The organism is Deinococcus yavapaiensis KR-236 (assembly GCF_003217515.1).
GTDB classification, from domain to species: Bacteria; Deinococcota; Deinococci; order Deinococcales; family Deinococcaceae; genus Deinococcus_A; species Deinococcus_A yavapaiensis.
Genome location: NZ_QJSX01000014.1, coordinates 114,137 through 133,443 on the forward strand (window position 1 = coordinate 114,137; position 19,307 = coordinate 133,443).

Consider the following 19,307-nt stretch of genomic DNA (forward strand, 5'->3'; position numbering starts at 1 on the left):
GGTTCAGCGAGGCAGCGCCAAGTAGAAGGTCGCGCCTTGTCCCGGCACGCCTTCGGCCCACACGCGTCCACCGTGCCGAGCGACGATGCGCCGCACGTTGGCGAGACCGACGCCCGCGCCTTCGTAGCCGTCGTGAAGACGCACGAAGACCCGAAAGAGCTTGTCGGCGTCCTCGAGGTGAAAGCCGACGCCGTTGTCGCGCACGAACAGCACGACTTCCTCCGGCGCCACCTGAGCGCCGAGCTCGATTTTCGCCGCGTCGCGTTCGCGCGTGAACTTGAGGGCGTTGTGCATGAGGTTGGTCAGGACTTGCCGCAGCAGCATCGCGTCGCCTTTCACGCTCGGAAGATCGCCCATCTGCCACGTCACGCGCCGTCCACGCGAAATCGGCTCGAGGTCGCTGCGCACTTGCACGGCGAGTTGATCGAGCGGCACGGTCGTGAGACGCAACTCCTGCCGTCCCGCGTACGCGAGACCCGCGAGGTCCTCCACGAGGCGTGACACGCGCTCGCTCTCGCCTTTGATCACGTCGAGGTACGCGCCGACCTTTTCGCCCGCGACGTCCTTCAGGCGCTTGTCGAGCAGGTGCACGAAGCCCGCGATGCGCCGCAGAGGTGCCTGCAGGTCGTGCGAGAGGCTCGTCGCGTACGCCGTGAGTTCCGCGTTGAGTTCGGACAGGCGCAGCGTGCGCTCCTCCACGCGCCGCTCGAGTTCGGTGTTGAGGCCTCGCAGCATCTCCTCGGCGCGTTTGCGTTCGGTGACGTCGAAGGTGATTCCTGTCATGCGCCTCGGCACGCCCGCCTCGTCGCGGTACAGTTGTCCGACGCTCGCCAGCCAGCGTTCCTCGCCGTCTCGCCGCACGCGGAACTCGGCATCGTACGTGCCCGAGCCGTGCATCGCCTCGTCGATGGCCGCCATGAGGCGCGCTCGGTCCTCTTCGCCGGCTTCTTGCACGAACGTCGCCCACTGAGGCGGCGCACCTTCGGGCAAGCCGAGCAGACGCTGCTGCTCGCCCATCCACACTTCACGGCCCGTCGCGAAATCGTAGTCCCACAAGCCGAGGTGCGCGGACGCGAGCGCGAGGCGAAGGCGTTCCTCGCTGTCTTGAAGCGCGGCCGTGGCGCCCTTGCGCGCCGTGATATCCGACGCCACGCCGAGGTACTCGCGAACCGTTCCGTCGGGGTCGCGCGAGAACACGACGTCGCGCCCTCGAATCCAGCGGTACGAGCCGTCCTTGTGCCGCACGCGGTACTCCGCCTCCACGACTTCGCCGTCCTGCGCGCGAACCAAGCGCAGGCGCGCGTCGTGAACGCGCGCACTGTCGTCGGGGTGAACGAGCCCCGCGAAGACGTTCGTTTCGAATCCGTCGACTTCGCGAGAGGTGTAGCCGAGCAGCTCCGTGAACTCGCGGTTGGCGTACACCAAGCGTCGCTCGACGAGGTCGTAGATGAACAGCGCGTCCGGAGAAGCCTCGGCGATGTGCGCGAAGCGGGCGCGCTGCACGTCGCGCTCGCGTTCGAGGCGTTTTCGCTCGGAGATGTCGAGGACGAAGGCGGCACCTGCTTCACGCGAACCTGCGAAGGGCGCGCCGCCGACGAGGACGGGAATGGCGCGTCCGTCCTTGTGGTAGAACGCCTTCTCGATGGTCGCCGCTTCGCCGTGCGTGCGAATCTTGTGGTGCATCTCCTGGTCCTGCGCTCGCCATTCGGGCGGCGTGAGGTCGTCCCAGCGCAAGCGACCGGCGGCGAGGTCGCTTCGGTCGTAGCCGAGGAGCCGCAAGAAGGTGTCGTTCGCGTGCGTCACCGCCCCGTCGAGCCGCCAGAAGAACACGCCGAGCAGGTCGGAGTTCGTGACGGTTCGCAGGCGTTGCTGCGTTTCGCTCAGCGCGAACAACGCCGCTTCCGCGTCCGCTTTCGCCGCGGCCGTCTCCTCGTAGAGGCGCGCGCGCTCCAACGCGGACGCGCACTGCACGGCGATCGTCTCGGCGAACGCTCGCTCTTCGCTGGAGAAGGTGCGCTCGCGGTCGAATTCGAAGCTCAGGCCGCCGACGACGGCGCCGTCCGCGAGGAGCGGCAAGGCGACCGTGCTGTACGCGCCCGCCCGTTTCGTCGTCTCGCGTCCGAGGGCCGGGTAGAGCGCTTCGTATTGCCGCCGCGAGGACACGTACACGGGAACGGCGGTAGAGACGGCGTCGGACATCGGCGAGGGCGAGGCGCCTTGAACGACCGCGAGGGCGTCCACGCGGGCCGCTTCGTCTCCGCGGCTGCTCACGAGGAGAAGGCGGCCGTCCGTTTGCTCCAACCACACGCCGCCCGCGACCGCTTGGAGGGCGGGCAGGGCATGGCGCAGCACGGCGTCGCCGATATCGGCGACGCGCGGCGCGCGCGCGAGGTCGGCGGTGAGCGCCGCCAGCGCCTCGGCTTGCTGGCGTGCGCGTCGCTCCGATTCGAACAGGCGCGCGCGCTCCAAGGCTTGCGCGAGGTGCAACGCGAGCGTCTCGCATAGCGCGCGGTCCTGAGACGTGAAGGGACGCGGCGTGTCGAAGCCGACGATGAGCACGCCGGTGGTGTCGCCGACGTCGAGCGGAAAGGTCGCGAGCGCCTCAATGCCCGCTTCTTGCAAGTCCCGCTCCAAGTCGGGCGCGGCCTTCAACACCTCGGCACGAGACGTGAAGTACCAAGGGCGGCGCTCGCCGATCGCTTCGCCCGTCTCGGCGTGCGTGCTCCACGCGAAGCTTCTCCAGCGGTCGGGCAGTTCGCTCGACAAGCCGTGGCGAGCTTCGAGGCGCAAAAAGGCCGTCCGGTCGGGCAGCGCGATCACGCCGACGCTGCCGCCGAGCGCGGGCACGCCCTCTTGAAGGGCGATGTTCGAGGCCGTCGCGCGGTCGAGCGCGCCCGAAACGCGAAGCGCCACGGCTTGAACTCGGCGTGCGCGGCGCTCGGCTTCCTGCCCCTCGCTGAGGTCGAGCACGTACGCGACGCTCGCCGAGGGCCCGCCTTGAAGGAGGGTGGCGCCGATGAGAACCGGGACGTGCGAGCCGTCCTTGTGCACGAAAGCCTTCTCGTAGGGACCGACGCGGCCGGTGCGCTTGAGCTCGGCCTCGGCTTCAGCGTCGATGTCCGCGTACTCGGGCGGCGTCAAGGCTTTCCAGGTGACGCGCCGAGCGAGGTCGGTCTCGTCGTACCCGGTCATACGGCGAAACGCGGGGTTCATGTAGACGAGGCGCCCGTGAGGGTCGGCGGCGAGCATGCCGATGGGATTCTCGTCGAGCAGTTGTCGTACGCGGCGCTCGCCTTCGGGCAGCTTCGCCTCGTAACGGCGCTGCTCGCCGAGGTCGAGCGCGCTTCCCAGCCAAGCGAGGCCGGACCCGTCGGGCTGAATGGCGTTCGCTTCGAGCAGAACCGGATGCAGGGTTCCGTCGACCGTGCGAACGTGCGCTTCCAAGCGAAGTCCCGCTCCGCCGACTTCGCGGGCGAGCAACGCGGCGCGGAGCGCGGCGTGATCCTCTGGCGTCAACAAGGTCGGCCAGCCGCCGTGAAGCACGCGCGCTCTGCCGGTGCCCACGAAACGCTCGAAGGCGCGGTTCACGAAAGCGAGCTCGCCGCGCTCGTCCGCGCCCCAAGCGAGTCCCGGCAACGCGTCGAGAAGTTGTAAGGGCAGAGTGGCCGGACCCTGCTCGGAGCGCATAAGCAAAGTTTAAAGAGGCTTTTTTCAGGGAAGCACGAAGGCTTTCTTAGCGTTTCCTTGGTTCTGCGCTCACCACGGGGCGACGAGGCTCGCTTCGAAGCATCACTCGGACCACGATTGAAGCGCGCGTTTTTGATAAGATGGCCAACTTGTGAAGCACCTTCTCGCCCCTCCGTTTCCGCGCGCCCTCGGCTTCTCCATGCCGTCCGAGTGGGCGCCTCACGCCGCTACGTGGACGAGCTGGCCGTTCGACGACGAGCTGTGGGTGGGCCACCTCGACGGTGTGCGCGCGGAGTTCGCCGATCTCGTGAAGACCATCGCGCGCTTCGAACCCGTCCACCTGCTCGTGCGCGATGAGGAAGCCGAGGCGGACGCCCGTTCACGCCTCGGAACCGCGAACGTGACGTACCACCGCGTCGCGCTCGACGACGTGTGGTTTCGCGACAACGGCCCGCTGTTCGTCGTGCGAGGCGCGCCCGAGGGCGATCAAGTCAGCTTCGTGAACTTCGAGTTCAACTCGTGGGGCCGCAAGTTCGAGTGGGAGAACGACACGAAAGCGCCCGAGACGGTCGCGGCGTTCCTCGGCGCGGCGCACTGGGATTCGAGCGTCGTGATGGAAGGCGGAAGCTTGGAGCTCAACGGCGCGGGCGTCGCCCTCACGACACGTCAATGCCTTCTGAGCGAGGAGCGCAATCCGCACTTGGGCGAAGAGGACCTCGAAGCGCTGCTGCGCGACTTTCTCGGCATCGAAAAGCTGCTGTGGCTCGACGCGGGCCTCGAAGGCGACCACACGGACGGCCACATCGACACGATCACGCGCTTCGTGAACGAGCGGACGATCGTCACCGTGATCGAAGAAGATCAAGACGACCCGAACTTCGCGACGATGCGCGCGAATCTCGAGCGTCTCAAAACGTTCACCGACGCGCGAGGTCGCCCGTTCGACATCGTGGAGCTTCCCTTGCCGCGAACGTACATGGAGCTCGAAGGCAAGCGCTTGCCGCCCACCTACGCGAACTTCTACGTCGGCAACGGCTTCGTCGTCGTCCCGATTTACGGAGATCCGAACGACGACCGCGCCTTGGAGATCCTGCGAGGCGTCTTTGCGGACCGTGAAGTCATCGGCCTCATGTCACGAGAACTCATCACCGGCGGCGGCAGCTTTCACTGCGTCACGCAGCAGCAACCCGTCGGCGCCGTTTGGAAGGGAGACGACCTTGACTAACCGCACCGTGAAACTCGCCGTCGTGCAGATGAGCATGACGGACGTGCTGCAAGAAAACGTCGCCAAGGCCGAGCGTTTCGTGCGCGAAGCCGCCGCGGAGGGCGCGAACGTCATCCTCGTGCCCGAGCTCTTCGAAAACCTCTACTTTTGTCAGGCGGAACGCGAGGAGTTCTTCTCGCTCGCGCACGAAGTCGACGGGCATCCGTTCCTGGGCCGATTCCAAGACCTCGCGCGCGAACTCGGCGTCGTCTTGCCGATCTCGTTTTTCGAGCGCAGCGGACACGCGCACTACAACTCGCTCGCCATGATCGACGCGGACGGGGATCTCATGGGGGTGTACCGTAAAAGCCACATTCCCGACGGCCCCGGCTACGAAGAGAAGTACTACTTCAATCCCGGCGACACGGGCTTCAAAGTCTGGAAGACGCGCTACGGCACCATCGGCGTCGGCATCTGCTGGGATCAGTGGTATCCGGAGACGGCGCGCGCCATGGCCTTGTTGGGCGCCGAGATCCTGCTGTACCCGACCGCCATCGGCTCGGAACCCGAGGAAGCGGGCGGAATCGACACGAAGGACATGTGGCAGCGCGCCATGATCGGGCACGCCGTCAGCAACGTCGTGTACCTCGCCGCCGCGAACCGGATCGGCAGCGAGCGGGTGCAGCACGGCGACGGCAAGGTGACCGAGCAGGCCTTCTACGGCCACTCGTTCATTGCAGACTTCACCGGCACGAAGCAGCGCGAGTTCGGCAAGACCGAGCAAGGCGTGCTGACGCTCGACCTCGACCTCGACAAAGCCCGCACGTTCCGCGCCGGAATGGGTTTCTTCCGTGACCGTCGCCCCGAACTGTACGCGCCGCTTCTAACGCTCGACGGCAAGACGAAGCGCGCGTAGCACACGACGCCGACGCCCGCTCTTCTCACCGAGAGCGGGCGTCGTTCGCGTTCAACCTTGCCAGTCGGCTCGTTGCGACGTCGATCGTTTCCCGTCGATGTCGGCGAAGCCGTACGCTTCGCCGAGCTCGGCGGCGACGAGGACTTGCCCGGTCTTCTCGAACACGCGCGGATCGCTCGCAAGGGCGGCGACAGCCCGCCCGATGAACTGCGGAGACTCCGAGTTGGTGAAGTCGAAGGCGCCTTCCGGCGCAAGCAGCACTCCTTCGGTTCGCACGAGTCCCGGATACAAGGCCACGCTCGTCACGCCGTGAGGCCGAAGGTGGTTGGCCATCGCCGACGCCATGCGGTCCGACAAGCTCTTGGCGAGAAAGTACGGGATGTTCTCGGTGTCCTTGTGACGCATCGCCGCGAAGAACGAGATGCCGACGATCAATCCTTTCGCTTCCACGAGCAGAGGCGCGGCGAGTTGGCTCGTGACGTAGTGGGCGCGGACGCCCGACGTGAACATGTCATCCCACACGCTGGTCGGTTGCTCCCAAAAAGGCGCGCTCCACTTCTCGCCCCGCTCGTCCCAAAGGTGCAATCCCTCGTATCCTCCCCACACGTTGTTCACGAGGACGTCCAGACGGCCGTGCTCCTCGCGAACGCGGTCGACGACGGCCTTCGTCTGGGCGTCGTTCGTGTGATCGCATTGCACGGCGACGCCGTGACCTCCGAGGGCCGTGACGTCGCGCGCCGTTTCCTGCAGACTTCCACCGAGGAAGGGCATGCGCGTGGAGCGCCCGTCAAGCGTGCGGCCCGTGACGTACACCGTGGCGCCCGCCTCGCCGAGTCCGAGGGCGACGCCTCGTCCGATGCCGCGGGACGCTCCTGTGACGAGCGCGACTTTACCCTTCAAGGAGGTCGTCATGCTTCAGGATGCCTCAAGACGCGGGGCGCGTGATGTGCATGACCTTCGTGAGGCCGAACACCCACGCGATCGAAAAGAGGGCGCCGCCGAGGACGTCGGTGGGGTAGTGCACGCCGATGTACACGCGCGACCACATCATGCCGAGAACGTACAGAGCGCCGAGAACGATCGCGGGCGCCCGCCAGCGCGTGTTCCACAGCGTGGCGATGATCGTTCCGGCGAGGGCCGCCGCGAACATGGAGTGCCCGCTGGGAAAGCTGGAGTCGTTCTCGGGCAAGAAGGGCTTCCAGAGGTGGGGGCGGGGGCGGTCGAAGAAGAGCTTGAGCAGGAAGTTGATGGTGGCGAGCCCGCCGAGAGTGAAGACGGCGAAGTAGCCGAAGCGATGCCGTCGGCGGTACAGCACGAAGAAGAGGATGAGGGCGAGCGGCGTCATGCCGCGCGCGCTTCCGAGCAGCGAGAAGAACGCGGCGATGTGGTTGAGGGTCGCGGACGTGTGGGCGTGCAACGCGAGCATGAGCGGCTCTTCGAGGGGAAAAGGCTCTTTGTCGTACACGTCGTCGGCGATCTTCGTGAAGATGAACAGCGGCACGAGCAGGCCGACCGCGAGGGCGAGCAGAGGACGCCAATGCGTTCGGAGGAACTTCGCCAAGGTCTTGAGGTGAAAGCGCGCGACGTCACGAGGCGACGAGGAGTCCGTGGAGTCCATCGAGGAAGCGTACACGGGTCTTCGCTCGGCGTGCTGACAAGAAGGCGAGGCGATAGAAGAGTGTTTCTTCGCCTCGCCTTGAAGTTCGCGCTTGCTCAGACGTCCGTTCGGGCCCGCTCCCACTTGCTGACTTCATCGAGGGCCGTGATGTCCTCGGGCGTGAGTCGAAGCGTCGCGGCGGGCAGCAAGTCACGAAGCTGCTCGACGCTGTTGGCGCCGATGATGGGGGCAGTCATGTAAGGCTTGGCGAGCAGCCACGCGAGGGCCACTTGGGCAGGTTTGGCGCCATGGGCGTCGGCGACGCGCACGAGCTCTTCCACGACCGCGAAGTTCTGGTCGGAGAAGAAGCGGCGTTGAATGCCGCCCGCGCGTTCGCTGTCCGGCAAGGGTTGCCCTTTGCGGTACTTGCCGGTGAGGAAGCCGCCCGAGAGGGGGCTGTACGGAATGACGCCGATGCCGTGCGTTTGGCACAAAATGGCGAGTTCGCGCTCGAAGCTCGCGCGGACGGGCGCGGCGATGGAGTACTCGGGCTGCAGCGAATCGAAGCGCGCGAAGCTATGCTTGTCGGCCTTCCACAAGCTCTCGGTGAGGCGCCACGCGGGGAAATTGCTCGCGCCGATGTAGCGCACGAGGCCCGAGCGCACGAGGTCGGTGAGGGCTTCGAGGGTCTCCTCGATGGGCGTCTCCAAGTCCGGCCAGTGCACTTGGTACAAGTCGATGTAGTCGATGTTGAGGCGAGACAAGCTTTCCTCGGCGGCTTGCAAGATCCAGCGCTTGGAGAGGCCTTCGCGCAGCGGACCGCCCATGGGGCCGCGCACTTTCGTGGCGACGACGAAGTCGCTGCGGTCACGCTCTTGAAGCCAGCGCCCGATGATCTCCTCGGAGACGCCGCCGGGATTGCCGGGCGCCCAGTTGCTGTAGATGTCGGCGGTGTCGATGAAGTTCCCGCCCGCTTCGGCGTACGCGTCGAGAACGGCGTGACTCGTCGCTTCGTCGGCGGTCCAGCCGAACTGCATGGTGCCGAGGCTGAGCGCGCTGACCTTGAGGCCGGTGCGGCCGAGGCGGCGCAAAGGCAAAGTGGAGTTCGTCATGTCAGCTGTTATACACGGCTGTGCCACAATGGCGCGTATGACCGAGGTGAATGTCGCGTCAGCCGGGCGATCGCTCGTGACTTGGCTGACCGTGCTGCAAGCGTTGAGCGTGGTGGGCGCCGCCGCGTCCCTCGCGCTGCTGTTCGTTCCGTCGGGCGCGGGACTGCCCGCGGGCATTCTGCTGGGCATCACGCTCGTTCAAATCTTGCTGGCGCTCGTGTACGTGCTCGTCTTGCAGCTCACCAAAGGCTGGATGACGAACGCGCGCATGTGGGCGACAGGTGAGGGAACGCCCGATCCGGACGTCACGGCGCGGCAAGGACGGACGTTGTCGGGGTGGCTGGTGTTCGGGCAGTGGCTGCCGGTCGTGGCCTTGCCGATCGTGGGCGGCCTCGTGTGGTACGCGTCGAGCCTCGCGCTCGACCCGGCCGTGTTGGCGCAGTCTGGCGTGGACACCTCGAGCCTTCCCTCGGGCATGACGAGCGAGCAAATCGCGGGCGTCGCGCGCATCGGGATTCTCGTCACGCTGGTGATGTTCGGCTTGCCGTCCATCGTCATCAACTTCGCGATCCTCGGTTGGATTCGGCGCTGGATGAGCGGCGTGACGGACGCGGTCGCGGGACGCTCGCCGAGTGAAACCCGCTTGCCGGAACTCGCCGGAACGCTGGGGCGTTGGTTCACGTTCTTTCAGGTGCTGCTGGTGTTCTTCGCGGCCCTGCTGTTGATCGTGCCGCTCCTTCCGACGCAAGAAGGCGTGAACGCGGGCCTCGGAGACCGCTTGAACTTGCTGCTGGCCTTCTTGCAGCTCGCGCTCTACACGGCGCTGCTGCAGTGGTCGAAGTCGTTCATGTTCGGCGTGACACGGCGAGCGGCAGGACAGGCGTCACGCTGAGCAGCGACGCGCTCAAGGACGAGGCGCCCGCAGCGTGACGCCTTCGCGTACGAGCGCGTCGCGCAAGGAACGGGCGAGGGCGACGGCGTCTCGCCCGTCGCCATGCAAGCACAAAGTCTGCGCTTCGAGCTTCAGCGGCGCGCCCTCGGCGTTCACCTCGCCGCGCACCGCGATGGACAGGCCTTGCCGAATGGCCGCCTCGCCGTGCAGAACCGATCCCGGTCGCGCGCGCGGCATGAGGGTGCCGTCGCGCAGATAGGCGCGGTCGGCGAAGGTCTCGGCGACTTCGACGAGGTTCTCGGCGGCGGCGGCCCTCAGCAATTCGGAGTTCGGCAAGCCGAACAACAACCGAATGCCGCTCGCCTTGACGCTTCTGGCAATCGCGAGGGAGAGCTCGAAGTCCCGAACGGCCATGTTGTAAAGAGCGCCGTGCGGCTTGACGTGCGCTATGGTTGCGCCCTCCTCGCGGGCGACGGCTTGCAAAGCGGCAATCTGCTCGGACACGAACTCGAAAGCTTGAGAAGGCGTCACGGGACGCTCGACGCGCCCGAAGTTCTCACGGTCGGGAAAGCCGGGATGCGCGCCGATCGCCACGCCGCCTCGCAGTGCGAGGCGCACCGACGCTCGCATCGTCACCTCGTCACCGGCGTGACCGCCGCAAGCGACGTTCGCGCTCGTGACGACGTCGAGGATGTCGGCTTCGCCGGGGCTGCCCTCGCCGAGGTCGGCGTTGAGGTCAAGTTCGAGAAGTCGCTGCATACGCCCACTCTACCGCTCGCCGCAATCCGCGCAGGACGCGTTCCTCCTCACGCAAGGCGGCCACGGCGGCGTCGAGGCTCACCGGTTCGAAGCGCACGGCGTCTCCGGGGCGCAGTTGGCCGAGCCGTGGAAGATCCACGCGCGCCACGACCCCGAAGCGGGCGTAGCCGCCGTGCGTGCCCGAATCGGCGAGCAAGGCGATGGGCACGCCGTCGGGCGGGCATTGCAAGAGGCCCGGCACGACCGGCTCGGACGGCCCGGCGGCGGGCGGTGAGGAGAACGAGGGGCCGTCGAGGCGCAACCCCGTGCGGTCCGACGTCGCCGAGACGCGCCACGAGGACTCCACCAGGAGATCGGCGAGGGGCGCTTCTGGAAGGAAGCGCACGCGCGTCGCCCGCCCTACGACGCGCCGCAGCGAAGCATGAAGGTGCAGGCGAGGAGGCGTCTCGAGAGGTTCCTCGCGCCATGTCAGCGCGTCGCCGCGACGCAACGCGCGCCCTTCGTGCCCTCCGAAGCCTGCCCGAAGCTCGGTGGAGGCGCTGCCGAAGACCACGTTCCCGGTGAAGCCGCCGCGCACGGCGAGGTAGCTGCGCGCGCCCGCGTTCACACGCCCGATCTTCAGCTCGTCGCCGGGCTCCACGCGCAGGGGACGGTAAGGCGCGACGGGGACGTCGTTCAGCCACGCTTCGGGAAGCGCGCCCGCGAGCGCCACGACGCCCGCGCGCTCGAAGCGTAAGGTCGGACCGTTCCACGTGACCTCAAGGGCGGGCGCGCCGTCCGGATTGCGAACGAGGCTGTTGGCGACGCGCAGGGAGAAGGCGTCGAGCGCGCCTCCCGTCGGCACGCCGAGGTGCCGCGTTGCGGGACGGCCGAGGTCTTGCACGGTCGTGAGGAGGCCGGGACTCGAAACGCGCAGCACGTCACACCGCCTCGAAGCGCACGAGGTCACCGGGACGCAGCACGATCGGCTCGTCGCGCGAAGCGTCGAACATCGCTTTGGACGTTCTTCCGAGAAGGTGCCAGCCTCCCGGAGAGGCGAGCGGGTACACGGCCGTCCACGGGCCGCCGATCCCGACGCTGCCCGGCTCCAGACGCGTCCTCGGCGTGGCGCGGCGCGGCAACTGCAACACCGACGGCAAGCCGCGCAAGTACGCGAAGCCGGGCAGGAAGCCCAAGAAGGCGACTTCGTAGAAGGTGCCCGAGTGCAAGGCGATCACCTCGCTCGGCGAGAGGTCCGTGAGGCGCGCGACGTCGTGCAAGTCCGGCCCGTCGTAGGAGACGGGAATGGTGAGGGTGCGGGCGGGTTCTCGCTCCGGAGGTCGAAGCGTCGGGATGATCGCGCGCAAACGGTTCTCCAAGTCGGCCGCATCGACGAGGGCCGCGTCGTACAGAATCGTCAGGACGTCCTCGGCGGGAACGCTGCACGTCACGCCGAGCAGGGAAGCGCGCGTCAAGAACGCGTGCAAGGCGAGGGCGAGGGCGGAGCGCCACACGATGCCCGCGTCGCCCAATCGCTCAAAGGTGATCTTCGTGCCGAGATGATCCATGAAGCCTGCTTTAAGATGCGCGCATGCCGTGGTTGCGCGCCCTGTCCATCCCTCATGATACAAGCGTCGAGTTCGGCACCTTCCTGGCCGACCTCGACGCGCAGCTCAGCGATCCTGGAACGGACCGTGACGCGTTGACCCGCGAACTTCTCGCGCAGTTTCTGTACGCTCGTTCTTACGACGCCTTGCGCGCCGACGCCCCGATCGCCGCCCTCAACTTGGATCCTCGAAACGTCACGCTGGAAGCCGAGTACTACGAGGCGACCGACCCGGAGAAGTTCGCGCGCGTCAAGCCGCTGTTGTGGCTGTGGAAGAACTTCGACGGCTCTCCGAGCGGTCAAAGCGCCGTGTTCGGCATCGACTTCCGCCGCGTTCTCGCGAGGCACGTCTTCAAGCGCGTCGGACGCAACTTCAAGGCGTGGCCGCACGTGGAGTTCAGCGTCGGGTACAACATGGACGTCGGGAACGACGTCGTCGTGCACCGACACGTCCTGCTCGACGACATCGGCGGCATCGTGCTGCACGACAAGGTGAGCTTGTCCGATTACGTGAACGTGTTCAGCCACACGCACAGCGTTCTCGACATGCCGGACGTGACCTTGCGTCCCACCGTCATCGGGCGGGGCGCGCGCGTGACGTACCACGCGACGGTGCTCGCGGGCAGCGTCATCAGCGACGACGCGATGATCGCGACGGGCGCGCTCGTACGCGGCCCCGTCGAACCGCACGGCATCGCGATGGGCGTGCCCGCGAAGGTCACGCGCCTCAAGGACCGCGCCGCCTTCGAACGCTACGAGGTGGACGTTCGGCGCGACTTGGCGCCCGCGCCCCGCAAAGCCAATCCGGACTTTCCGCATCCGACGCCCCCTCAGACGCGCCTGCCCGAGAAGTGATGCTGGCGGGCGACGTGCGCGACTTCGTGTGGGACACGCTCGCGCGCGCGCGGGCCGTCTCGTACCCGTTGCCGCCGCACGGGCACAACCCGAACTTCAACGGGGCGAAGGCGGCGGCGGTGCAGTTGCTCGCGCACGAACGACTCGTCGGCGCCCGAGTGCTCGTCGTCGGGCCCGAGCGGGCCTTGCTGCCGCTTCGCAAGCTCGCGCTCGCCGAGGGCCGCGTGCTGTTCGTGCCGCATCAGAAGAAGGAGGGGCGGTACTGGCGTCTCGGCGACGAGCGAGGCGCGCAGCTTTCGAGCATGCCCGCGTTCGGCGAGGAAGTCGAAGCGCCGAACGGCGCGCAGGCGGTCGTCCTCGCGAGCGTCGTCGTGGCGCGAGACGGCGGGCGGTTGTCGAAAGGCTTCGGCTGGGGAGCGCGCGGCGTGCCTCTCGGCGTGCCGCAACTCACCCTCGCGCATCCCATCATGCTGCGCGACCGCCTTCCGTGCGAACCGGATTCACGCGTGGACCTCATTGCCACGCCACGAGAAGTGATCGCGCCGGCGTGACGAAACGGCGAGGAGACCGCCCTCGTTCGAGCAGTCTCCTCAGGCGAAGCTCTCGGTCCTTACACCAAGCCGCGTCGAGCGAGCTTGAGGCGGTATTCTCCGTCGCCGAGGTCCTCGAGGGTCTTGAACACGAAGGCGCTGCCGTCGTGCATCTCGACGCCGTACTCCTCGCCGACGGTGAGCGCGTGGTTCTCGACGCGCAGACGCACGAGGCCGCGCTCGCCTTCGAGGGACGTGAAGCGCGCTGGCGTCGCCATCCCTTCGAGGTGGATCTTCACGTCGTTGGGATGGCTCAAGCGTCCCCCATCATGAGGCCTTCGATGGTGTGCGCTTGGTGGATGGGTTCGAGCTTGTCCACGATGCGGCACAGGATGTGTTGCTGCACGTACGGAGGCAGCGATTCGTAGTAGGCGCGCGTGAGTTGCAGATCGTGGCGCTCGTGGTTGTTCGCCGAGGGCGCGTCCACGCCGATCACGAGGACGGGGCGCGGTTTGGCCGAGGCGTGGGCGGTGCCGCGGTGAATGGTGAGGGCGGAACGCGCCGAGATGTCGCCCATGGAGGGGAACTTGCGCGAGGAGCGCGCCTCGTAGCGAGCGTAGAGTTCCTTCGGCGGAAACATCCCGTGTTCGAACTCGCTGGGATCGTCCCACTGGGTGCCCGGCGCGACTTCGAAGGGACCCATGTCCGGCTCGACGTCGACGGTCGTCATGTTGAACGCGAGCGAGTTGAGGCGGCGGCCGATCGTGGTGTCCTCGGGCGCGGGGAAGTCGCGGTGCCACGGTTGGTTGAGCGCGCCTTGGTTCGGCACGTCGAAGCCGAGCTCGACGATGCGGTAGTTCGGGCCGAGCACCGCTTCGCACACGGCGACGAACCACGGATGCGTGACGATCTGCTCGAAGCAGCGGATGTCCTCGGGATGGATCTCGACGTAGTGACGGTTACGTCCGCGTCCGACGGCGCCGCCTGGGCGCTTGAGCGCTTCGGGATACAGGCGCATGACGTCGTCGTACAAGTCGGCGATCATTTCACGGGGAAAGGCGCCCTTTTGAGCGATGATGCCGTCGCCGTACAAGCCCGCCATGATGGGGGCTTGGTCGAACGACGAGATGTCGGGCTTGCCGCTGGCAGGCTTTTCGGGGCTGATCATGCTCATGGAGTTCTCCGGGAAGCAACGCGAGAGGCGCAAGGTCGAGGCGATCGATCTTCAGTAAAGCCTCTCCAGCTTAAAAAATCGTGAAGTGCCGGTCAAGACGAAAATTGCGAAAGCTGCGAAGTCGGACTCACTCCAAAAAGTCGTCTAGACATGAAAGAAGTTCGATATTTGGGGTATTCTGTGTTTGTACGAATTTTCAAAAAGCAAAGTTAGACAAGTTGTCCTACTGGACAAAACGCGCGCTGAGCGTCAGGCTGAGACACGAGCAACAAACTCAGCCCCGAAAAACGACGAGCGTCGTTCGATTCGGGACATGCCGTTCGGCTTCGCGTCTCTTTTCGAAAGGAAGTTCAGATGAAGCGTTCCCGTACCCTGACCATTGCCCTCGCCGCCCTCGCCACGACGGGCGTGACCGTCGTCGCGGTCGCGCAAGGCTTGCCGAAGCTCGGCGTCAAGAAAACTTACAAAGTCGGCTTCGCGCAAACCGAAAGCAACAACCCGTGGCGCATCGCGCAAACGAAGTCGATGCAAGAGGAAGCCAAGCGCCTCGGCTGGCAGCTCGTGTACACCGACGCGGGCGGTTCCGCCGCGAAGCAAGTCGCCGACGTCAACTCCATGATCGCCCAGAAGGTCGACGCGATCTTCCTCGCGCCCCGCGAGGAAAAGCCCTTGGCCGCCGCCGTGAAGAACGCCCGCGCCGCCGGCATCCCCGTAATTTTGCTCGACCGCAACGTCGACCAGAGCCTCGCGAAGGCGGGCACGGACTACGTGACGTTCATCGGCTCGGACTTCATCCAAGAAGGCCAACGGGTCGGCACTTGGCTCAAAGCCAACCACAAAGGCCAGGCGCGCGTCATCCAGCTGCTCGGCACGACGGGCTCCAGCCCCGCCAACGACCGCCGCAAGGGATTCGAGGACGCGGTCAAGAGCGACACGAGCATCAAGATCCTCGCGTCGCAAGACGGTGACTTCGCCCGCGACAAGGGCCGTCAAGTCATGCAGACCCTGCTGCAAGCCCACCCGGACGTGAACGTCGTGTACGCCCACAACGACGAGATGGCCATCGGCGCGATCGCCGCGCTCGAAGCGGCGGGCAAGAAGCCCGGCAAGGACGTCCTCGTGATGTCCATCGACGGCGGCAAGGAAGCCGTGCAGCTCGTGGCCAACGGCAAGATCAATTACGTCGTGGAGTGCAACCCGCGCTTCGGCCCCAAAGCGTACGCGACCCTCAAGGACTACGCGGCGGGCAAGAAGATTCCCGCGAAGATCATCAACCCCGACCGCGACTACGACGCGAAGACCGCCAAAGCAGGGCTCGCGACGGCGTACTGAACGACGCCTCGCCCCCCACCCCTCTCTTCTTGCGACAGAGGGGGAGCATACAAGCAAGAGCTTGCGCTTTCCAAACACCCCTCTCCCCTCGTGGGAGAGGGGTTGGGGGTGAAGGGGGCCGACCTCAGAAAGCGAGGACCGACGTGACCACGGCAGAGCCCCTCCTCGTGATGGAGGGCATCGACAAAGCGTTTTCCGGCGTACCGGCCTTGTCGGGCGCGCACTTGCGCGTAGGGCCCGCCGAGGTGCACGCCCTGATCGGGCAAAACGGCGCGGGCAAGTCCACGATGATCAAGATCCTCACGGGCGCGTACCGCAAAGACGCGGGCACCATCCGCTTTTCGGGGCGCGACGTGGAGTTCACGTCTCCCAACGGAGCGCAACTCGGCGGCATCGCCACCATCTACCAGGAAGTGAACCTCGTCGGATACCGCTCCGTCGCCGAGAACATCTTCTTGGGACGCGAACCGAAGCGCGGTCCGTTTCTCGACATCGCGCGAATGAACCGCGAGGCCCGCGAGATCCTCGCGGGCTTCGATCTGCGCATCGCCGTCACCGAGCCGCTGCGAACGTACTCGGTGGCCGTGCAGCAGATGGTGGCGATCGCGCGGGCCGTCTCGCAAAAAAGCCGTCTCGTGATCATGGACGAGCCCACCTCGTCGCTCGACGACCGCGAAGTCGAAACGCTCTTTCGTGTCATTCGTCAACTCAAGGCCGAGGGCGTGTCGGTGATCTTCGTGTCGCACCGTCTCGACGAGTTGTACGCGGTGTGCGACCGCATCACGATCATGCGCGACGGACGCACCGTGCACGAAGGCGACATGACCGGCATCACGAAGCTCGAACTCGTCGCCAGAATGCTCGGCAAAGAAGTCGGCGAGCTTCGCCGCGAAGGCGAGACGGCTTTTTCGCGCGGCGGCACCGTGGCGGGCGAGGAGTTGTTGAGCGCCCGCGACTTGCAGGCGGGCCGCACCCTGCGCGGCGTGGACGTGAACGTCAAGCGCGGCGAAATAGTCGGGCTGGCGGGCTTGTTGGGTTCGGGCCGCTCGGAAACCGCCAAGGCGATCTTCGGCGCGGACGACCTCAGCAGCGGAGAGCTGCGCGTGCACGGGCGAAGCGTGAAGTTCAAGTCGCCGGGCGACGCGATTCGAAACGGCATCGGGTTTTGCGCCGAGGAACGCAAGACCGACGGCATCATCCCCGACATGAGCGTGCGCGAGAACCTCACGCTCGCCTTGCTGCCGAAACTGCAACAGCTCGGCGTGGTGGACGGGGCGCGGCAAGCGGAAATCGTGAACCGCTTCATCGCGCGCCTCGGCATCAAGACGAGCGGGCCGGATCAGAAGATTCGCGAACTCTCGGGCGGCAATCAGCAAAAGGTGCTGCTCGCGCGCTGGCTTTGCATGAATCCGAACTTGCTGATCCTCGACGAACCGACGCGCGGCATCGACGTCGGCGCCAAAGGCGAAATCCAAGCGCTCATCGACGAGTTATCACGCGACGGACTCGGCGTGCTGATGATCTCCTCGGAGCTCGAAGAGCTCGCCGAAGGCTGCGACCGTGTCGTCGTGCTGCGCGACGGGCAAAGCGTGGCCGAACTGCCGCGCGCCACCCTCTCGCAAGACGCCATCATGGCCGCCATGGCGCACGGCCAGGAAGAAGGAGCGCGTGGCTGACCTCGAAACTCGTCCCGCTCCGACGTCCCGGCGAGGCGCGGCCTTGCCGTCCTTGCGCCTCGACCCCGCCATTCTCGGCGCGCTCGGGGCGCTCGTGCTGCTCTTCGTCTTCAACGCCGCCTTCACGCCGAACTTCCTGACAGTCCAGACCCTCAACGTGATCTTGACGCAAGTCGCGACGATCGTGATCGTCGCGACGGGCATGACGCTCGTGATCGCCACGGGCGGCATCGACCTCAGCGTCGGCGCGCTCATGGCCATCTCGGGCGCGGTCGCGCCCCTGATCTTCATGCATCCCGCCCTCGCGGGCGGGCTCGGCGTGACCCTCGCCTTCGTCGTGCCCGTGCTCGTCGCGGGCCTCTTCGGCCTGTTCAACGGCACGCTCATCACGAAGTTCGGCTTGCAGCCGTTCATCGCGACCCTGGTTCTCTTCATCGCGGGGCGCGGCGTCGCGCAAGCCCTCACGAACGGTAACTTGCAAGTCTTCAACAACCCCGCCTTTCAATTCATCGGGATGGGCCGCGTGTTCGGCATCCCCTTCCAAGTGCTCTTGATGTTCGCGGTCGTCGCGTTCTTCGCCTGGGTGATGCGCCGCACGGTGTTCGGACGTCACGTCCTCGCCGTCGGCGGCAACGAGGGCGCCGCGCGCCTCGCCGGGGTGCCCGTGACGCGCGTGAAGCTCGCCGTGTACGGCATCGTCGCCCTGCTCTCGGGCTTGGCGGGCCTCATCGTGATCGCCATCAACTCCTCGGCCGACGCGAATCAGGTGGGCCTCAACATGGAGCTCAACGCCATCGCGGCCGTCGCGGTCGGCGGGACGGCCCTCACCGGCGGACGGGCGAGCGTCGGCGGGACCCTCGTCGGAGCGCTCCTGCTGCAACTCATCGGCTTTACCCTCCTCGCCAAGGGCGTGCCTCAATCGGCCGCGTTGGTGGTGCAGGCGGCCATCATCCTCATCGCCGTGTACCTGCAGCGAAGAAAGGCGTAACCGTGGCCACCTCTCCCCTTCCCTCGTCCGCGCGCGGCCAAGCCGCCAGCGCCTTTTTGCAGCGCTACGGCGTCCTGATCGCGCTGGCGTTGCTGCTCACCTTCGGCGCCTTGCGGTACGAGGGCTTTTTGTCGCCGTTCAACTTGTTCAGCGTTCTCGCGTTCAACTCGATGTTCGGTCTCGTCGCGCTCGGCATGGCCTTCGTGATCATGACGGGCGGCATCGACCTCAGCGTCGGAAGCGTCGCCGCGTTCGCGAGCGTCATCGCGGCGATGCTCAGCCCGCACGGCTTGTGGCTCGCCCTACTCGGCGCGGTCGGCGCGGCGACGCTTCTCGGGCTCGTCAACGGCCTCGTGATCGCGTACGGTCGCGTCCTGCCGTTCATCGCAACGCTCGCGATGCTGCTCGGCGCACGCGGCCTCGCCTTGCTGTTCGCGGGCGATCAATCCGTGAGCGTCTCGTACGAAAGCGGCTTCACGAACTTCGGGCAAGGCAAGATCGGGGCGGTGCCGTACACGGCGATCGTTCTCGCGGCGGCGTTCGTGCTCGGCTCGGTCGCGCTGCGCTACACCGCCTTCGGACGGCACATTCTCGCCGTGGGCGGCGGCGAGGACGCCGCGCGCCTCATGGGCTTGAAGGTCGAGCGCGTCAAAGTCCTCGTGTACACCCTCTCGGGCGCCTTGGCGGGACTGGCGGGCGTCATCCTCGCGTCGCAGTTCGGCGCGGGTCAACCTACCGAGGGCCTCGGTTGGGAACTCACGGCGATCGCGGCGGTCGTCGTGGGCGGCACCTTGCTGACGGGCGGCATGGGCTCGATCGGCAACACGCTCGTCGGCGTGTTGCTCCTCGGCTTGATCTTCAACATCCTCAACTTCGAAAACGGCAAGGGCACCATCAGCCTCAGCAACTACTGGCAAAGCATCATTCGCGGCGTGTTCTTGCTGATCGTCGTGGTTCTGCAAAGCCAACTCACGAAACGGCGAAGCTAGCGGTCCTGTCG

At 66.4% G+C, this 19,307-nt stretch carries 18 protein-coding genes; 9 read left to right on the forward strand and 9 right to left on the reverse strand.

Features of this window, described 5'->3' with window-relative positions; translation table 11 throughout:
• Positions 1–3 precede the first annotated feature (3 nt).
• A complete protein-coding gene (locus DES52_RS16610) occupies positions 4–3,687 on the reverse strand; it encodes a PAS domain S-box protein (protein WP_110887948.1) in 3,684 nt (1,227 codons plus the stop codon).
• A gap of 151 nt (positions 3,688–3,838) precedes the next feature.
• On the opposite strand from DES52_RS16610, the gene DES52_RS16615 reads away from it, so the two are divergent.
• Both DES52_RS16615 and aguB read left to right on the forward strand, forming a co-directional pair.
• Positions 3,839–4,912, forward strand: coding sequence for an agmatine deiminase family protein (locus DES52_RS16615; RefSeq protein ID WP_245901074.1), 1,074 nt, complete (start codon positions 3,839–3,841; stop codon positions 4,910–4,912).
• Entirely contained in the window at positions 4,905–5,807 is a 903-nt protein-coding gene (gene aguB, locus DES52_RS16620) for an N-carbamoylputrescine amidase (RefSeq protein WP_281268578.1), read from the forward strand. Before DES52_RS16615 ends, aguB begins: the two co-directional genes overlap by 8 nt.
• Before the next feature lie 51 nt (positions 5,808–5,858).
• Here the strand turns inward: aguB and DES52_RS16625 are convergent, their stop codons facing one another.
• The 3 genes from DES52_RS16625 to DES52_RS16635 all read right to left on the reverse strand — a co-directional run bounded on the left by DES52_RS16625 (position 5,859) and on the right by DES52_RS16635 (position 8,516).
• Positions 5,859–6,719 carry an SDR family NAD(P)-dependent oxidoreductase gene (locus DES52_RS16625; RefSeq protein ID WP_110887949.1) on the reverse strand — a complete coding sequence of 287 codons (861 nt, stop codon included), beginning with the start codon at positions 6,717–6,719 and terminating at the stop codon, positions 5,859–5,861.
• Positions 6,720–6,732: 13 nt separating this feature from the next.
• Complete coding sequence (locus tag DES52_RS16630; RefSeq protein WP_110887985.1) at positions 6,733–7,425, reverse strand: phosphatase PAP2 family protein; 693 nt, start codon at positions 7,423–7,425, stop codon at positions 6,733–6,735.
• 95 nt (positions 7,426–7,520) lie between these two features.
• Positions 7,521–8,516, reverse strand: a complete 996-nt coding sequence (locus DES52_RS16635) for an aldo/keto reductase (RefSeq protein ID WP_245901076.1) — start codon at positions 8,514–8,516, stop codon at positions 7,521–7,523.
• Between the two features lie 37 nt (positions 8,517–8,553).
• Between DES52_RS16635 and DES52_RS16640 the strand changes: the two genes are divergently transcribed.
• Positions 8,554–9,408, forward strand: a complete 855-nt coding sequence (locus DES52_RS16640) for a hypothetical protein (RefSeq protein WP_110887950.1) — start codon at positions 8,554–8,556, stop codon at positions 9,406–9,408.
• A gap of 12 nt (positions 9,409–9,420) precedes the next feature.
• On the opposite strand, the gene DES52_RS16645 is transcribed toward DES52_RS16640, so the two are convergent.
• From DES52_RS16645 to pxpB, 3 genes are read right to left on the reverse strand one after another with little or no spacing between them, the layout of a single operon-like run.
• Positions 9,421–10,167 carry a 5-oxoprolinase subunit PxpA gene (locus DES52_RS16645; RefSeq protein WP_110887951.1) on the reverse strand — a complete coding sequence of 249 codons (747 nt, stop codon included), beginning with the start codon at positions 10,165–10,167 and terminating at the stop codon, positions 9,421–9,423.
• Positions 10,145–11,086: a 5-oxoprolinase subunit C family protein gene (locus DES52_RS16650; protein ID WP_245901078.1), complete on the reverse strand. Its 942-nt coding sequence runs from the start codon at positions 11,084–11,086 to the stop codon at positions 10,145–10,147. Before DES52_RS16650 ends, DES52_RS16645 begins: the two co-directional genes overlap by 23 nt.
• 1 nt (position 11,087) lies before the next feature.
• On the reverse strand, positions 11,088–11,714 hold the full coding sequence (pxpB, locus tag DES52_RS16655) for a 5-oxoprolinase subunit PxpB (protein ID WP_110887952.1): 627 nt from the start codon (positions 11,712–11,714) through the stop codon (positions 11,088–11,090).
• 23 nt (positions 11,715–11,737) lie between these two features.
• On the opposite strand from pxpB, the gene DES52_RS16660 reads away from it, so the two are divergent.
• Both DES52_RS16660 and DES52_RS16665 read left to right on the forward strand, forming a co-directional pair.
• Positions 11,738–12,607, forward strand: a complete 870-nt coding sequence (locus DES52_RS16660) for an acyltransferase (protein ID WP_110887953.1) — start codon at positions 11,738–11,740, stop codon at positions 12,605–12,607.
• Positions 12,607–13,158, forward strand: coding sequence for a 5-formyltetrahydrofolate cyclo-ligase family protein (locus DES52_RS16665; RefSeq protein ID WP_245901080.1), 552 nt, complete (start codon positions 12,607–12,609; stop codon positions 13,156–13,158). The genes DES52_RS16660 and DES52_RS16665 overlap by 1 nt, the downstream gene beginning before the upstream one ends.
• A gap of 59 nt (positions 13,159–13,217) precedes the next feature.
• On the opposite strand, the gene DES52_RS16670 is transcribed toward DES52_RS16665, so the two are convergent.
• Complete coding sequence (locus DES52_RS16670) at positions 13,218–13,454, reverse strand: hypothetical protein (protein ID WP_110887954.1); 237 nt, start codon at positions 13,452–13,454, stop codon at positions 13,218–13,220.
• Positions 13,451–14,311, reverse strand: a complete 861-nt coding sequence (locus DES52_RS16675; RefSeq protein WP_110887955.1) for a phytanoyl-CoA dioxygenase family protein — start codon at positions 14,309–14,311, stop codon at positions 13,451–13,453. Before DES52_RS16675 ends, DES52_RS16670 begins: the two co-directional genes overlap by 4 nt.
• A gap of 354 nt (positions 14,312–14,665) precedes the next feature.
• Between DES52_RS16675 and DES52_RS16680 the strand changes: the two genes are divergently transcribed.
• The 4 genes from DES52_RS16680 to DES52_RS16695 all read left to right on the forward strand — a co-directional run bounded on the left by DES52_RS16680 (position 14,666) and on the right by DES52_RS16695 (position 19,296).
• Positions 14,666–15,643 (forward strand): ABC transporter substrate-binding protein, encoded by a 978-nt coding sequence (locus DES52_RS16680; RefSeq protein ID WP_110887956.1) that lies wholly within the window; start codon positions 14,666–14,668, stop codon positions 15,641–15,643.
• Positions 15,644–15,786: 143 nt separating this feature from the next.
• On the forward strand, positions 15,787–17,319 hold the full coding sequence (locus DES52_RS16685) for a sugar ABC transporter ATP-binding protein (protein WP_211317944.1): 1,533 nt from the start codon (positions 15,787–15,789) through the stop codon (positions 17,317–17,319).
• Complete coding sequence (locus DES52_RS16690; RefSeq protein ID WP_110887957.1) at positions 17,312–18,307, forward strand: ABC transporter permease subunit; 996 nt, start codon at positions 17,312–17,314, stop codon at positions 18,305–18,307. Before DES52_RS16685 ends, DES52_RS16690 begins: the two co-directional genes overlap by 8 nt.
• 2 nt (positions 18,308–18,309) lie before the next feature.
• A complete protein-coding gene (locus DES52_RS16695) occupies positions 18,310–19,296 on the forward strand; it encodes an ABC transporter permease (RefSeq protein WP_110887958.1) in 987 nt (328 codons plus the stop codon).
• The last annotated feature ends 11 nt before the right edge of the window (positions 19,297–19,307 follow it).

Excerpts from the sequence above, each read along its gene's own strand:
- DES52_RS16610 (WP_110887948.1), bottom strand. The coding sequence starts at position 3,687 with ATGCGCTCCGAGCAGGGTCCGGCCACTCTGCCCTTACAACTTCTCGAC.
- DES52_RS16625 (WP_110887949.1), bottom strand. The coding sequence starts at position 6,719 with ATGACGACCTCCTTGAAGGGTAAAGTCGCGCTCGTCACAGGAGCGTCC.
- DES52_RS16630 (WP_110887985.1), bottom strand. The coding sequence starts at position 7,425 with ATGGACTCCACGGACTCCTCGTCGCCTCGTGACGTCGCGCGCTTTCAC.
- DES52_RS16635 (WP_245901076.1), bottom strand. The coding sequence starts at position 8,516 with ATGACGAACTCCACTTTGCCTTTGCGCCGCCTCGGCCGCACCGGCCTC.
- DES52_RS16640 (WP_110887950.1), top strand. The coding sequence starts at position 8,554 with ATGACCGAGGTGAATGTCGCGTCAGCCGGGCGATCGCTCGTGACTTGG.
- DES52_RS16645 (WP_110887951.1), bottom strand. The coding sequence starts at position 10,167 with ATGCAGCGACTTCTCGAACTTGACCTCAACGCCGACCTCGGCGAGGGC.
- pxpB (WP_110887952.1), bottom strand. The coding sequence starts at position 11,714 with ATGGATCATCTCGGCACGAAGATCACCTTTGAGCGATTGGGCGACGCG.
- DES52_RS16660 (WP_110887953.1), top strand. The coding sequence starts at position 11,738 with ATGCCGTGGTTGCGCGCCCTGTCCATCCCTCATGATACAAGCGTCGAG.
- DES52_RS16665 (WP_245901080.1), top strand. The coding sequence starts at position 12,607 with ATGCTGGCGGGCGACGTGCGCGACTTCGTGTGGGACACGCTCGCGCGC.
- DES52_RS16675 (WP_110887955.1), bottom strand. The coding sequence starts at position 14,311 with ATGAGCATGATCAGCCCCGAAAAGCCTGCCAGCGGCAAGCCCGACATC.
- DES52_RS16680 (WP_110887956.1), top strand. The coding sequence starts at position 14,666 with ATGAAGCGTTCCCGTACCCTGACCATTGCCCTCGCCGCCCTCGCCACG.